Origin of the sequence: Rhodococcus opacus, from assembly GCF_012396235.1 — a bacterium.
Taxonomy (GTDB): domain Bacteria; phylum Actinomycetota; class Actinomycetes; order Mycobacteriales; family Mycobacteriaceae; genus Rhodococcus_F; species Rhodococcus_F opacus.
This window is the reverse complement of the sequence record NZ_JAAXPA010000029.1, coordinates 95,526-109,730: the sequence shown is the minus strand read 5'-3', so window position 1 is coordinate 109,730 and position 14,205 is coordinate 95,526. Positions and strand designations below refer to the sequence as shown.

Genomic DNA, 14,205 nt, shown 5'->3' with positions numbered 1-14,205 from the left:
TCGCAATGCCCTGTCCGCCGCCCACTGCCGCCTGGCACCCACCGGCGCCTGAGACATCTGCTTGTTGCTGTATCCCATTGCACACCTCCGTGATCGAGGTGTTGCATCGACCGGTTGAGCCCGCCCAATATACCTCACGGGTATTCGTCGACGGGCTGACCGAATCGGGCATCGCGGGCTCGATCGGCAGCGCCGGGGACGCCCTCGATAACGCGATGATGGAATCGACCATAGGGCTCTACAAGACCGAGTTGATCGACGGGACCGATTGTGGTCCGGGCGGGACGAGGTGGAGCGGGAGACTGCCGAGTGGGTTCGCTGGTTCAATGCGGACCGGTTGCATTCGTCGATCGACTACCTGTCGCCGATCGAGTACGAGACGCGCTACCGTGAACAGCGCCCCACCGCCGCCGCCTCGGTCCTCGAGGTGGCCTGAACGAAGTCTCCACTCGATCCAGGGCGGTTCAAACACTCCGAGGCCCCACCCACGCATCCGGTACCGCGAACGGGGCCATCTCGTGGAGATGCTGCGGCTGACCACGGGCATGTTCCGAGATGACCGGAGATCCGGCGGTCCGTGCTTCGAATCCATCACGCTTGGGCGTCGTCCCCGTGCTCCCGGTCCTGGAGACAACTCGGCGGGACCACATCTGCCGCGAATTGCCGCCATCACCGGCCCGACCGGAGGACAATGGAGTTCGCCGGAAACTTCACGCGTTGCCCGGGAAGGGAAACGGTCATGTCCGAGGAATCTGTGGTCAAACGCGGTGTGGCGCAAGGGTCCGCGATGGGTGGGGCGGTTCTGCTGGTCACCGTCGGTGTCCTCGAGCTACTCCAGGGCCTGTCCGCGATCTCCAAGGACGAGGTAATCGTCACCGGAGTCGACTACACCTACCAATTCGACCTCACCGCATGGGGGTGGACCCACCTGGTTCTCGGCGCGATCGTCACCGCCGCCGGAATCGCCCTGTTCACCGGTGCCACCTGGGCGCGAGGGGGCGCCATGGTGATCTGCGCAATCTCGATCATCGTCAACTTCCTCTGGTTGCCCTACTACCCCATGTGGGCGATCACGATCATCGCCCTCAACGCCGTGGTGATCTGGGCCGTCTCGACCTGGCACCCCGACAGAGACCGAGCCGCACGGCCATATCGACCGGCGAGATGAACGGCTAGCGACAACGAACAGTGCGACAGGCATTTCCGCAACCTATGAGGACGACGATGGGACAGGGGATTCATCATGCGAATCGAGGGTTGCGGCCTCACGACACGACCTCGCGCCACGGCGATATCGACCGGGTGTGAGGCGTGGCCGCCATGACGTGGGCGCTGCCCGCGATCGCCGTGGTCCTGCTCGGCTTCGCGGGGATCTCCCGGCGCGTTGCGGGCACGCCGATCACCGCCCCGATCGTCTTCACCGTCACCGGGCTCCTGCTCGGCGTGGAGGCGGCCGGCGTGGTCGACGTGCACGCCACCGCCGAGATCGTCAAACTGCTCGCCGAGGTGACCCTGGCGTTGGTGCTGTTCTCCGACGCTGCACACGTCGACCTGGCCGAACTCCGCACCGAGATCTCCTTACCTGCGCGACTTCTCGGTATCGGTCTGCCGCTGACCATCGCGGCCGGATTCGGTGCCGCCGCGATCGTGCTCGGCGATCTCGCCTGGCCCGAGGCGTTGCTGCTCGCGGTGATCCTCGCCCCCACCGACGCCGCGCTCGGTCAGGCCGTGGTCACCCTCCCCGTGCTGCCGATGCGGATACGCCAGGGCTTGAACGTCGAAAGCGGCCTCAATGACGGTATCTGTGTGCCATTGTTCCTGATCGTGCTCGCGATCGCGCAAGCCGAAGCGGGCGCGATCGGCGATGGTGCGGCCGCCCGTCTGGTCACCGAGCAGATCGGATACGGGGTCGTCGCCGGGGTCGTGGCAGGCGTACTCGCCGCCACGGTCCTGGTGACGGCCGGTCGGCGCCACGCCCTCGACCCACTGTGGGCGCACACCGTGCCGGTGACCGCAGCACTGCTCGCCTACACCGCCGCCGTGCCGCTGGGCGGTTCCGGATTCATCGCCGCGTTCGTCGGCGGACTGACCTTCGGCGCACTCCGGCGCCGCGCCGACGTCGACGACGACGCCGGGCACATGATCGACGAGACCGGTGACCTGTTCAGCGCCGTGACCTTCATCGTCTTCGGCGCCGTGCTGCTCGGTCCCGCACTCGGGAGTCTCTCCTGGGCCGTGCTCGGGTACGCCGTCGTGAGCCTGACCGTCGTCCGGATGATCCCCGTCGCACTGTCCCTTGTCGGCACCCACCCACGCGCCCCGACCCTGGCCTTTCTCGGCTGGTTCGGGCCCCGCGGCCTCGCCACCATCGTCTTCGCCATCCTCATCGTCGAAGAACCGGGCGAGCTACCCCACGAAGAACTACTCCTGACCACCGCGGTTATCACGATCGCACTCTCCGTCCTGGCGCACGGACTCACCGCCGCCCCCCTCGCCGCCCGCTACGCCGCCTGGGCCCGGGCCCACCCCCGCCCGGAGAACCGACCCGCCCCAGACACTCGAAGGTGATTCCCGCACCCGCGGCCGCGTGATGTGTCCCCTGTAGTCCAGCGGCCCCTCTGATTGCTCACCATGCACGTGAACGAATTGATCCATTATTCGGGTCAATATGGACGGTTGTTAAATTTCATCATGTGAGAATATTCGGGTTTGGTGAAACGTTCCGCGATCGCGAACGCGATGAATGGAGTAAGAGAAGACCCCGTGAATTTTCCTGAATTGGCTGAGTGTCACCTTCGGCGGCGGCATCGGCCTCGGCTGACCGACGGAGCAATTCGGGACAGCGGTGGCCCGGCGCGCCTGGGGGCAGCCGGGCCGCCGGTCTGATCAGTATGTATGTGCTTCGACCGCGGCTGCACGCCGTCGCGAGGACTCGGGCGCACCAGCTCGCAGCCTGGGCGAAGAGAGTCGACATCGTGACCTGGTGGAGGAACAGCTGACCCGAAATGCGCTAGTGAAGCGCGGAATGATTCGACCGCCACTGATATGCACATGCGAATTCGGGTGCGATCATCGGAATTGTCACGCACCAAGGGTGGCCAGTATTTTCATATTTTGTTGAAGAGTGCGTCTCCCGCATCGTCATCGACGAGGGATATGCGCGGTTCGAGACGGCGCCCGACGTTTCATGCCCCTCAATCACGATAGGTAGGTGGGGGCGGGCCCGCGACGGGTCCGAGCGGGGCCGCTAGCCACCGGTCGTAGATGCTCGTCCACGTGCCGTCTGCACGTAGTCGGTCGAGGGTGCCGTTGACGAACCGCACCAGATCTTCCCTGCCCTTGTTGACACCGATCGCCCAGTGCTCTTCTGCCTCCAGCCGTGGCCCCACGATCTGAAGATTCCGGTCCTGGGAAGCGAGTCCGGCGAGGATCGAGTCGGAGGTGCTGGTCGCGTCGGCCTGCTTCTTCTGCATGGTGACCAGGCAGTCGTCCCAGTCGGGGACCGCGATGATCGTGGCGTCCGGCGCGACCCGTTGGACGGTGCCAAGCGACGTGGTGTCGATGAAGGTGCAGACCCGCTTTCCGGCCAGGTCCGCCGGTCCGGCGATGTCGGAACCCCGAGGGACCAGAATGCGTTGAAAGGCGCGGACATACTCGGTGGAGAAGCCGACGAGTTGTGCACGTTCACACGTGATCGAAAAGCCATGGACGACGACGTCTACGTCATTGTTCTCGAGTGCGGAGAACCGGCCGGCGGAGGTGAGCAGCCGGAACTCGATTTTGGTCGGATCGCCGAAGATGTCCCGGGCGATCTCCTTCGCCACATCGATGTCGAACCCCTGCAGGGTGCCCGTGGTCGGGTCTCGGAAGCTGAACAGATTGGTGTTCTGGTCGACGCCGACGATCAACCGGCCCCGTCCCGCGATCTCGGCGAGTGATCCCCCGGGCGGCATCTGCCCGGGCGCGGGCTGCGGGCCGGGTCGCAGGCTCGCGAGCGACCCGCACGAATCGGGGAGCGGCGGTTCAGGCGGCGGACTGTTCGTGGGCGGGATGATCTGTGCGCCTTCCGTCATCGGTCGTGCGGTGTAGGTGCCCGTGATGGGCGGGGTGAGAGGGTCGGGTGCGGCGCAGCCGGCGAGGACAGCGACGGCAAGAACGCCGACGAGGTGCCGGGCGCACCGTCTTGCCACCGGTCTCGAAAGCCTCACCTGTGTCATCAGTGGTACTCGTTCAATCGCGGCCAGATTCCCCCGCCGACGGCGAATCCGCAGGACACGCCAATAATCATGCTACCGACTGCCAGTGCCGACATCGACCGGTAGACGTCCGTCACCGCGCTGGCCTCGTCGTTGCGGAGTCGCTCGATCGCGTTCCTGAGGGACTCGTCCAGGGCGGCGAACTGCGTCGACGATGTGCCCGAGCCGGATCCGGCGGCGATCGCCGCAGCTGTCGGGTAGTCACCGCGCTCGAGGGCGCCCTCGATGTCCCGGTGCGCGGCCAGCCAGCCGTCGCGAGCCGTCACGGCGTCGCGGAGGTGTTGCTCGGCGGCGCGACCATGCGAGCTCTCCAGCTGCCGGGTGAGCTCGTCGGACAAGGTCTGGGAGTGCCGCGCGTAGTCGACTTCCGACTGGGTGTCGGACCCGCGTTGCAGGATGGCGAGAGTTTCGTCGGCGCGGGCCTGCTGCGCCAGGATGCGAGCGCGGGCAACCGCGTTGATGGGTTGCGTTCCTTCGGTTCTCGCGTGTTCACTCGCCGATGTCGACACCAGGCTTCCGGCGATCAGCCACAACAGAAGCCCGGCCATCAGCAGGGTGGCGACAGCGAGGCCGGGGTTGAACCGGCGCTTGCTCTTCCGGATGAGGTACAGCTGGGCGAGAACGAGGGCGACGAGGGCGGCCACCGTCACCGTGAAGGCGGCCGCGGGCAGCTGGGCGGTGTGCGTCTGGGTCTCGGCGACCGCCTCGGCCTGATGGACGTAGAGTCGCTCCGCCAACGGGAGGATGGTGTCCTGCATGAGCGCGGACGCATCGGCCAGATACGCCACCCCGACCGGGTTGCCGGCCCGGTCGTTCGCCTGAGCCGTGGCCACGAGGTTGAAGTACTCGGCGAGGTCGCGCACCACGTCCGACAGCAGCGCCAGCGATTCGGCGTCCTGCGACGACACCCCGTTGGTCGCCGTGACCAGCGCGTTCGACGCGTCCCCGATCGCCTGGGTGAACTGCTCCGCGCCGGTAGACGACTCGACACCACCGCCACCGGAGATGAAGGACGTGATAGCGGCGGCATCGGCGATCGACAGCGAGCTGTAGAGGGCCTGGGCGGCGTTTGCCAGGGGCTCGGTGTGGGTGCGCAGTGTCTCGACGCGCTGTTGCCGCGCGCCGACCGCCGCCGAGGTGATCGCGCCCGCCGCGATGACCGCGGCGATGAGCGCGATCCCCAGCATGGACAGCCGTCCGGGCGTGGACGCGAAGAATTCGACCCACGGGCGGCGGCGGGCTACGGGCTCGACGAGCAGGTCCTCGTCGAGCGTGGGAGCGTCGGTGACGGCGTGCTCGCCGCGGTGGAACATCCGGTCCTCCTGCACCGCCTCCGCGGTTCCGGTAAGAGCACCGATCCGGGCCGCGGGGCTGAGTTCAGTGTGCACCGACGGTGCCGATCGGCGCACCGACTCGGGACACCGACACCGTAGGAACCAGATTTCCGGTGACCGGGACGGCTGAGCCCGGTGGAACCGGGTACTCGCGCGGTATGAACAGGTGGGTGTGTCGCTCCGCGCTGTCGCTGTTGGTAGCCGGGCTCGTCGCGTTCGCGTCCGGAATGACGGCTCACTCGGCGCCGACGCCCGACAGGATCGACGAGGTGCCGGGGCGGACCGCGCTGTCGTTCATGCACACCCCGAGCGGAACCCGCATCGGGACGGCGAATCAGGGGGAAGCCAGGCCGGGATTGTCCATCGTGAAACTATATGTAGCCGACTACCTGCTCCGGCACGGCGACGGCTCGCCCGAGGAGCTCGCGCTCGGGCAGCGGATGATCCGTGACAGCGACGACAACGCCGCCTCGCAGGCGTACGCCAAGTACCCGCAGTCGATCGATGTGATCGCCGCCGAGTATCGGCTCACCAGTACCCGGGGATCCGGATTCTGGGGCGACGCGGTGACCAGCACCGCGGACACCGTGACGTTTCTCGAGGCGAAGAAGACCATCGATCCGGACAGCCAGATTCTGGAGTGGATGGCCACCGCGGCCCCCGCCGCCGCCGACGGAACCCATCAGAACTGGGGCACCGGGCGGCTGCCGTCGGTGACCGGAACCAAATGGGGCTGGTCGGACTACGGGCCCAGTGTTGTCGCTTCTGCGTCGTTCGGGCCTGATTTCTCGGTATCGGCCAACACGTACGGCACCGCCGAACAGCACACCAGCGACGTGCTCGGTGCCTTCGCGCAGGACCCGGTGTCACCCCCGCCGCAGGTGGCGCCAGATCCCATCCAGGATTTGATCGACCGTTACCTGCCCCCGGCGATTACACCACGATGATCGACAACCCGACGCGCCCGAGGGAACAGCCCCGACCCGGTTGGTGGGGTGACGGCCTGGGTAATCGGGTCTCATGTTGCCGCCAACGGACGAAACACCGAACTCCGGATCCGGTCTCCCGACAGGACACCCGCCTGGTGGTGAGGTGCCGTCCTCCGACCCGCGTCCCCACGACGCGGGTTCCGGGGTGCCGTCGGACGTGGCGAGAGGCAAGGGGATCAAGCACACCCGTACCGGGGCGACCTGGACTGGTCTGGTCATCGGCATCCTCGTCCTGGTCCTGCTTCTCGTGTTCATCCTGCAGAACCTCGACAGTGTCGTCCTGGAACTGTTCGTCTGGGAGTTCACGGTCCCGCTCGGTGTCACCCTGCTGTTCGCGGCCATCGCGGGCGCGGTGATCATGGCGCTCGTCGGCGGTGTACGAATCCTTCAGATCCGGCGGGCAGCGAACCGGCAACGGAAACTGACCACCTGACCGTTGCTCGTTTCCGTGTTCGCTCGATCGATGCGTTGACCGGTCAGGCCCTCGGCCGAGAGATTTCGAGTAGTCGACTACTCGGTTCAACTGTCGAATCTCCTCATACGGTCGGTCCTGTATCGCATTCGTGATTCGACGAAAGGACACCGAAATGGCTTGGTCGACAACCCCTCAGGGGCTTTTTCTCGCCGCTGGGCAGGGCAGCATTCTCGCCGCTGTCCTGCGAACTGCGGACGTGGCGTCGGGCCCGGCATCGGGTGAGGACGTTCCGCCTCAGGTTTCGCTTGTTCCTTCGGAAGGCCAAGCGTTGCATGAACTCTCTGTTCCCGGTGGACCGTCGGGGGACGAGATGTTCGAGTCGCTGGATCAGTGGATGGTTAGGGTCGACGCCGGCGTACCGGCACTGGTGCGACGCGCGGGTGCGTAGCCGCTGACGGAAGTGCGCTGGTTGATCCGGGTGAGGGTCACCGGCTCACGGCAGGGGACCGCTGGTCGGGCTTTCAGCGGTCCCCTCCGCGCAGGGTGGTGTGAGGTTCGAGTAGGTCGGAAAGCCATCAAAATCACCTCGAGAGCCACTTTGTCAGCACAAATGATTGACTTCGCTCCCGGCGCGCAGCACTGTCGTAGAGACACACGCCGCCCGATCAGTTCCGGAGTCGATCTTGACCAACGTCAACCCCACCGAAATCGCAGTAGCCGTCGCCGGATTCGGCTGGATGGGCCGAGTGCACACGAACGCATATCTCCGTCAGCGCCACCACTTCCCGGAAGCGCCGCCGATCCGTCTGGGCGCCGTCGCCGACGAGGTACCCGGCCGCGCCGAGGAGGCCGCCGCCCAATTCGGGTTCGGCGTAGCGCTGACCGACTGGCGTGACATCGCCGCCGACCAGAACATCGACGCAGTCAGCATCACCGCACCGAACTTCCTACACCGCGAGATCGGTGTCGCGATGGCCGAGGCGGGCAAGCACATCTGGATCGAGAAGCCGGTCGGGCTGTCATCCGAGGATGCGAAGGCAGTGGCCGCCGCCGTCGAGAAGGCGGGCGTCCAGTCGACCGTCGGATTCAACTACCGCAACGCACCCGCCGTCGCGATGGCGCACGACCTCATCGCGTCGGGCGAACTGGGCACCATCACGCACTCGCGATTCCGCTTCCTCAGCGACTACGCCGCGCATCCGGACGGGGCGCTGAGCTGGCGTTACGAGAACGCGCGCGGTGGGTCGGGCGTTCTGGGAGACCTTGCCTCGCACGGTGTCGACCTGGTCCGGTACCTGCTCGGCGACATCGACGCAGTCGTGGCCGACACCGCGATCTTCATCCCCCAGCGCGCTGTCCCGACGGGTGCCACCAGCGGGCATGCGCGCGCGACGGGCGGCAAATTGGGGCCGGTGGAGAACGACGACTTCGTCAGCGCGCTGGTTCGCCTGTCGTCCGGCGGACGGGTAACGCTGGACGCGAGTCGCGTGGCCGTCGGCGAGCAGAACAACTACGGGTTCGAAATCCACGGCACCAAGGGTGCGGTGTACTGGGACTTCCGCCGGATGAACGAACTCGGAACGAGCCTCGGGAGCAAATACCAGGACCAGTCGATCACCACGGTGTGGGTGGGCCCCGACGCAGGAGCGTATGCCCGTTTCCAGCCGGGTTCCGCGTCCTCGATGAGCTACGACGACCTCAAGGTCATCGAGGGGAACAACTTCATCGCCTCGATCGTCGACGGAAAGCCCCGGGGCGCAACGATCGCCGACGCCGTGGCCGCGGCCGAAGCTCTCGACGCCATCACGGCATCGGTCGCATCCCGTGCGTGGGTCGACGTGCGCTGATCCGATCCGCAGAGCCAGGTCCCGGAGTTACGCTTTATCGGTTAGCGGGTCAATTCCCGTAGGCGCCTTTCTCCGCGGAGGTTGGTATGAATACCACACCGTTCGGCTTGGGCTTTGCGATTCTCGCGTTGGCAATTTCGGCGGTCGCCTGTTCCTCGGTCAGTTCCTCTGACTCCGAAGACAATTGCGTGCGCGCGACAGACAGTGAACTGGATGCGCTCTTCACGAGTTGGAATGACGCACTGGAAAGCGGTGACGCGAGCAGGGTCGCCGCGTTGTACCGGCCGGATGCGGTGCTGCTGCCGACCCTGTCGGTGCCTATCGCCGACACTCCGGAGAAGATAACGGAGTATTTCGTCAACCTGATCAAGGCCGATCCCATCGCCCGCATGGAAGAAAGTTTCAAGTATTCGGATTGCAACCTCGCCTACAACGTGGGCCGCTGGGTCATCAACGCCAACGGTCAAGATGTGGCGGCCAGGGTGACGTGGGTCTATCGGTACGAAGACGGAAAGTGGCTGATTGCCAACCACCATTCGTCGGTGAACCCCTAGCCGTGACCGCCGGTCGACCGTGAGGTCGTCCGGCGGTCGCGGGGTACCACCCGTCTAGGACGCCTTGGCTTTTCGGCCTGCGACGTAGACCTCGGAGATGGACGTGTCGCGTATCCCCATCAGCAACGCGAACAGGGTCTGATCGCGGGCCAGATCGGGATCGGCGGCGCGAACGGCGTTGCGCAGCAGGCCGTCGAGCGCAGGCGTGCCGGACGGGTCGACGACGACGAAGTCGGCTTCCTTACCCACGTCGAAATTGCCGAACCGGTTCTCCATGTCCAGTGCCCGGGCGCCGCCGAGGGTGCCGACGAACAGCATCTCGGCCGGATGCATCGACACCCCGTCGTCACCGGCCTCGGTGATGTGCACCTTGAACGCGTCGCCGAGCACCCGGGGAATCAGCCATTCGTCGCCGCCGCCGAAATCGGTTCCCACCGAGATATTGACGCCCGACGCGACGGTGCGCTTCCACGGCATCGTTCCGGATCCCAGGAACAGCTGCGAGATCGGGCAGTGCGAGACGGACGTGCCGGTCTCGGCCATCCGTTCGAGCTCGACATCCTGACAGTGCACGCAGTGCGCGAGGATGGTGCGTCGGCCCAGCAGGCTCTTCCCGCCCACTTCCGAGCCGGGCAGGAACTTCCCGTCGTACGTGTCCAGGTATGAATTCACCTGATAGGTCTCTTTGGTCGAGTCGACCTCGCCGGTGCCGGGCCGATTGTTCTCGTTGAGGTGCGAGTGCACGTACACCCCGCGGTCCCGGACCTCCTCGTAGAGTTCTCCGAGATTCTTCAGGGTCTCGGGGGTCACCGACAGCGAGAACCGCGGGATGATTGCCACGTGCAGCAACGCCGTGGCGACATCGCCGGTGTCGGCGCCGTGCCATTTCTCGATCTCCTCGCGGGTGAGCCGGATCGCGTCCTCTTCGGAGGTCATCAGCGGCTGAGCGGTTTCGCCGCCGACGGTCTGAATTCCGCGGCCGCTGACGATCCGCAGACCGGCCTTCTGCGTCTCGGTGAACAACGCGTCCTGCGCATGTGGGAACGCCGACCCGAACACCATGGCGGCCGTGGTGCCCGCCGAGATGCGCCGGTTGGTGAACTCGACGGCCGCCTGCTGCGCGAACTCCGGGTCGGCGAACTTCGTCTCCGACGGGAACATGCACAGGGTCAGCCATTCCAGCAGCTGACCGCCGCCGTAGGAGTCGCCGGCGTAGGTCTGCGGGAAGTGGATGTGGGTGTCGACGAACCCCGGCAGCAGAAAGCCGGGCCTGTGGTCGTGCACGGTGCCGGACTCGTAATCCGACGGGATCTCGGCTCGGTCACCGCAGAACACGATTCGCCCGCCGTCGTCCAGCACCAGGGCGCCGTCGGGAATCGATACCAGGGCGGCCGCGGCTTCGGTCACTTTCGGTGTGCCGGCGATGTGGAAGATGTGCCCGAGATGGGTGTGCGTGGCCATGCGATGAACTCCCGTCGAGTGGTAACGGATCATGCCTTCTGCAATGAACTTCGGCGGCTGGACGAAGCCCAGCCGAGTAGCACCTGTGCGGCCGTGCCGCACCCACGATGAGATAACAGCCCGTACTCACAATGCCACCGATCAGACCCGGGTCGCGGCCGAACAGGCCAAGCGCCCGCGGCAATCACGGCCGGCTCGGTGCTACTGCGGGGGTGTGCGGTCGTCGACGAATCGACGGATGACCTTGTCCCAGCCCAATGACTCGAGAAGTTCCGCGGCGGTGGCCCGCGACGTGAGCGGCCGGAGCACGTCGATGTCGAGGTCGCCGCTGGTGCCCAGGACGTCGTCGAGGCGCAGGCAGTCGACGTACCCGTAATCCGTCCAGGGTTCGACGTGGCCGTCCCAGTCCGCGGTGTCGGCGTACGGCCCGCCGAGACGCAGCTTCCCGCTGCGGTGGATCATCACGTACCGCGGAACCACCTGCATCGTCTCGTTGGCAGTCGCCAGGGTCACCTCGGGGTCGGCGGCGGGATCTGCGCCCGCGAGCCGGCGCTCGTAGGACGCCGTCTTGACCGTTGCGACCTCGACCAGCGCCCGCACGTAGACCCATCGTGCCCGCTCGATCGAGCCCGCCCACGCCGATTCCTCGTCCGCGCAGGAGAAGACGTTCTCGGCCGGGGTTCGTATCAGCAGCCGCGTCCCCACCCGTTCGTGATCGACAACCAGGTCTCCGTCGACGACGAGTTCGTCGTCGTACTCGCGGACCCCGGTGATCGTCGCCACCGCGAGCACCTCGTCGTCCGGCGCGGTGACGAACAGTTCACGCTCGGACCGGACGCTGTCGGCATCACCGGGAAACGGGCCACGGCCTCTGGCGAACGCTTCGGGCTGGGTCAAGTCGGCGCGAAACCCGGTCTCGGTCATCCCCAACGGATGATCGCGCACCTCTCGCAGGTTGCCGAGCCGAACCCTCGACGCCACAGGTCGATCCTCCCCGTTTCATCTCCGGCGCACCGCCGGGTGATCCTATGATCATAGCTGTTGACCTGCGGTGATGCCTCATCAGCGTAACCACGGCTTCCCCAGTAGGGTCGCAGTATCGATACGACCAACCGAGGGGGACCGGTGACGGGTTCTGCGTCCGAAAAAATCGTCTCGCCCGCATCACGCGCGTTCTGGGACCGAAGTTTCGCGGGCCGTCGCGCGATGTTCGAGGAGCTTCGTCAGCGAGCGCCGATCGAGTTCCACGCGGAAACAGCCGGTCCGGGCTTCTGGTCGGTCGTCGGATACGACGACGTGGTCGCGGTCAGCCGGAACCCGGATGTCTTCTCCTCGGCCAAGGGCTTCACCATCGACGACGTCCCGGCCGAGATCCTCGAGTTCGCCATGTCGATGATCGCCATGGACGACCCCCGGCACTGGCGTCTGCGCGGCATCGTGCAATCGGCGTTCACCGCGGCGTCGGTGCGGGGCATCGCCGAGCGGGTGCGCGGCTACGCTGCGCAGATCGCCGCGGACCTTCCCCGAGATGCCGAGTTCGACTTCGTTCCCGACGTTGCGACCCGGTTGCCGGTGCAGGTGATCTGCGAGTTGCTGGGGATCCCGGAGAGCGACCGGCCGATGATCCTGGCCGCGGCGGCCGACGTCATCGCCGGAGGTGGTGATCGGGAGTTCGTCACCGCACCCGGCGGCGCGGCCGGCCTGGGCCAGATCTACGGGTACGCCCTCGAACTGGGTGAGAGATGCAAGACGGATCCCGGCGAGGATCTGACGTCCCGGCTGGTGTCGACGGTGGTCGACGGCGAGACCCTCACACCGACCGAGTTCGGTTCGTTCGTCATCCTGCTGATCACGGCCGGTTTCGAGACCACCCGGCAAGCGTTGGCCTGGGCGCTGCATCTGCTCACCGAGCACCCCGACCAGAGAGAATTGCTGCTCGCCGATTTCGCCGGCCACATCGACAACACGATCGACGAGGTGATCCGCTTCGCCTCCCCGGTGCCCTACATGCGGCGCACCGCGACCGTCGACACCGAGCTCGGCGGCGCCCACATCGCGGCGGGGGACAAGGTCGTCATGTGGTACCTGTCCGCGAACCACGACGAACGCATCTTCGACGGTCCGGGCCGGTTCGACATCACCCGGGCGAACGCCGGCAAGCATCTCGGTTTCGGTGCGAAAGACATTCACCACTGCCTGGGTATGAACCTCGCACGGCTGGAGCTGCGCGTCATGCTCGAAGAACTCCTCACCGCCCACCCCGCACTCCACGCGGTGGGTGAACCGGCGCTGCTGCTCTCCGCGTTCATCAGCGGCATCGCCGCACTGCCCGCCCGGACACGTGACGGACGGTGAGGTTCACGCAGGCCGACGCCCGGAAATCATGACGAGTGGCATCTCGGTGATGCGGGAGACGTGCTCGTCGACGAGATCGAGTCGGCTCGCGAGATCACGCGCCTCGTCGAGACTGATGGAGCGACCGGCGATCCAGGTGTGGAAGATCGCGAGATTGATGCTGCCGAGGACGCGCGGCGCCTTGTAGTTCTCGACGAACTTTTCGGCGTCCTCGAAACTTGTGCTGCGGTCCGCATCGGTGATCAGCAGCGGGCCACCCGGTTTGAGGACACGCACGCACTCGGCGAGTCCGGCCTCGCGCGACGACCAGTGCTTGATGGAGCCGTAGCTGATCACACCGTCGAATGTCTGGTCGGGGAAGTCGAGCCGCGTGGCGTCGCCGACGTCGAACCGGACCCGGTGGCCGTAGTGACGCATGCGTTTGGTGGCGCGCTTGATCTGGGCTTCCGACAGATCGAGGCCGAGAATGTGCACGTCGGGGCGCTGGTCGGCGATGTAGTTCGTGAACAGTGCCCCGCCCGATCCGACGTCCAGAATGCGGGCGTTCGGTGGGAGATGCGGCAGAAAGTACTCGTCGATGACGTGGCGTGAGCGGTAGACGGCCGGGGCCACGATGGTCTCGTACATCCAGGCGTGAGCCGGCGTGTAGATCGCGGTGATGGGGTCGAACGGTGCCATCGGCATGGTCGCGCTCCTCGTTGATATCCGTGTTCCCACGGCCCTCGAACCGTGCGGGTCGACTTCCCGTTCTCGATTCGAGATTAACGGGCGTGCGGTCTGTTTTGCACGATCACAGCGTGCGTGAGGAGGCTGATCGGGGGTGATGACGGGGTCAGTCCCGGTGCAGTCCTTTCCTGCGAGCGTGAATCCGGAAAACGCGTCACTATTCCGGACTCCGAAAATCCAAACATAGACACAGCGTCCATTTATAGATACTGTCGCCAGCATTGGCTCCTGTGATCCGGACCACACGCATCGCAGGGTGACTCGTCGA

At 66.0% G+C, this 14,205-nt stretch carries 13 protein-coding genes and 1 pseudogene; 8 read left to right on the top strand and 6 right to left on the bottom strand.

The features are described from left to right. A partial coding sequence (locus HGB39_RS38230; protein ID WP_210753078.1) for a hypothetical protein occupies positions 1-232 on the bottom strand: 232 nt, incomplete at its 3' end. On the opposite strand from HGB39_RS38230, the pseudogene HGB39_RS30175 reads away from it, so the two are divergent. From HGB39_RS30175 to HGB39_RS30165, 3 genes and pseudogenes are all read left to right on the top strand, one after another. After that, a pseudogene (locus tag HGB39_RS30175) lies at positions 123-436 on the top strand (integrase core domain-containing protein); the annotation flags it as partial. The gene HGB39_RS38230 and the pseudogene HGB39_RS30175 overlap by 110 nt on opposite strands. A gap of 303 nt (positions 437-739) precedes the next feature. After that, a complete protein-coding gene (locus HGB39_RS30170) occupies positions 740-1,168 on the top strand; it encodes a DUF7144 family membrane protein (protein ID WP_043789517.1) in 429 nt (142 codons plus the stop codon). 152 nt (positions 1,169-1,320) lie between these two features. Beyond that, positions 1,321-2,568, top strand: coding sequence for a cation:proton antiporter domain-containing protein (locus tag HGB39_RS30165; RefSeq protein ID WP_043789543.1), 1,248 nt, complete (start codon positions 1,321-1,323; stop codon positions 2,566-2,568). A gap of 626 nt (positions 2,569-3,194) precedes the next feature. Here HGB39_RS30165 and HGB39_RS30160 read toward each other — a convergent pair. Then, positions 3,195-4,217, bottom strand: coding sequence for a glutamate ABC transporter substrate-binding protein (locus HGB39_RS30160; RefSeq protein ID WP_043789521.1), 1,023 nt, complete (start codon positions 4,215-4,217; stop codon positions 3,195-3,197). Continuing rightward, entirely contained in the window at positions 4,217-5,665 is a 1,449-nt protein-coding gene (locus HGB39_RS30155; protein ID WP_005566134.1) for a GlnX family signal transduction membrane protein, read from the bottom strand. Before HGB39_RS30155 ends, HGB39_RS30160 begins: the two co-directional genes overlap by 1 nt. A gap of 83 nt (positions 5,666-5,748) precedes the next feature. On the opposite strand from HGB39_RS30155, the gene HGB39_RS30150 reads away from it, so the two are divergent. The 4 genes from HGB39_RS30150 to HGB39_RS30130 all read left to right on the top strand — a co-directional run bounded on the left by HGB39_RS30150 (position 5,749) and on the right by HGB39_RS30130 (position 9,395). Further along, positions 5,749-6,537, top strand: coding sequence for a hypothetical protein (locus HGB39_RS30150; RefSeq protein ID WP_005566135.1), 789 nt, complete (start codon positions 5,749-5,751; stop codon positions 6,535-6,537). A 73-nt stretch (positions 6,538-6,610) separates the two neighbouring features. After that, positions 6,611-7,012 (top strand): LapA family protein, encoded by a 402-nt coding sequence (locus HGB39_RS30145; protein WP_037205170.1) that lies wholly within the window; start codon positions 6,611-6,613, stop codon positions 7,010-7,012. 665 nt (positions 7,013-7,677) lie between these two features. Further along, positions 7,678-8,841 (top strand): Gfo/Idh/MocA family protein, encoded by a 1,164-nt coding sequence (locus tag HGB39_RS30135; protein WP_005566137.1) that lies wholly within the window; start codon positions 7,678-7,680, stop codon positions 8,839-8,841. A gap of 86 nt (positions 8,842-8,927) precedes the next feature. Next, positions 8,928-9,395, top strand: coding sequence for a DUF4440 domain-containing protein (locus HGB39_RS30130; protein WP_043789524.1), 468 nt, complete (start codon positions 8,928-8,930; stop codon positions 9,393-9,395). Positions 9,396-9,449: 54 nt separating this feature from the next. On the opposite strand, the gene HGB39_RS30125 is transcribed toward HGB39_RS30130, so the two are convergent. Then, complete coding sequence (locus HGB39_RS30125; protein WP_005566142.1) at positions 9,450-10,856, bottom strand: guanine deaminase; 1,407 nt, start codon at positions 10,854-10,856, stop codon at positions 9,450-9,452. A 201-nt stretch (positions 10,857-11,057) separates the two neighbouring features. Then, on the bottom strand, positions 11,058-11,837 hold the full coding sequence (locus HGB39_RS30120) for a hypothetical protein (protein WP_005566143.1): 780 nt from the start codon (positions 11,835-11,837) through the stop codon (positions 11,058-11,060). Between the two features lie 144 nt (positions 11,838-11,981). Here HGB39_RS30120 and HGB39_RS30115 point away from each other — a divergent pair, with 144 nt between their 5' ends. After that, positions 11,982-13,211 carry a cytochrome P450 gene (locus tag HGB39_RS30115; protein WP_043789527.1) on the top strand — a complete coding sequence of 410 codons (1,230 nt, stop codon included), beginning with the start codon at positions 11,982-11,984 and terminating at the stop codon, positions 13,209-13,211. A gap of 3 nt (positions 13,212-13,214) precedes the next feature. On the opposite strand, the gene HGB39_RS30110 is transcribed toward HGB39_RS30115, so the two are convergent. Continuing rightward, positions 13,215-13,895, bottom strand: a complete 681-nt coding sequence (locus HGB39_RS30110) for a class I SAM-dependent methyltransferase (protein WP_005260767.1) — start codon at positions 13,893-13,895, stop codon at positions 13,215-13,217. Positions 13,896-14,205: the final 310 nt, after the last annotated feature.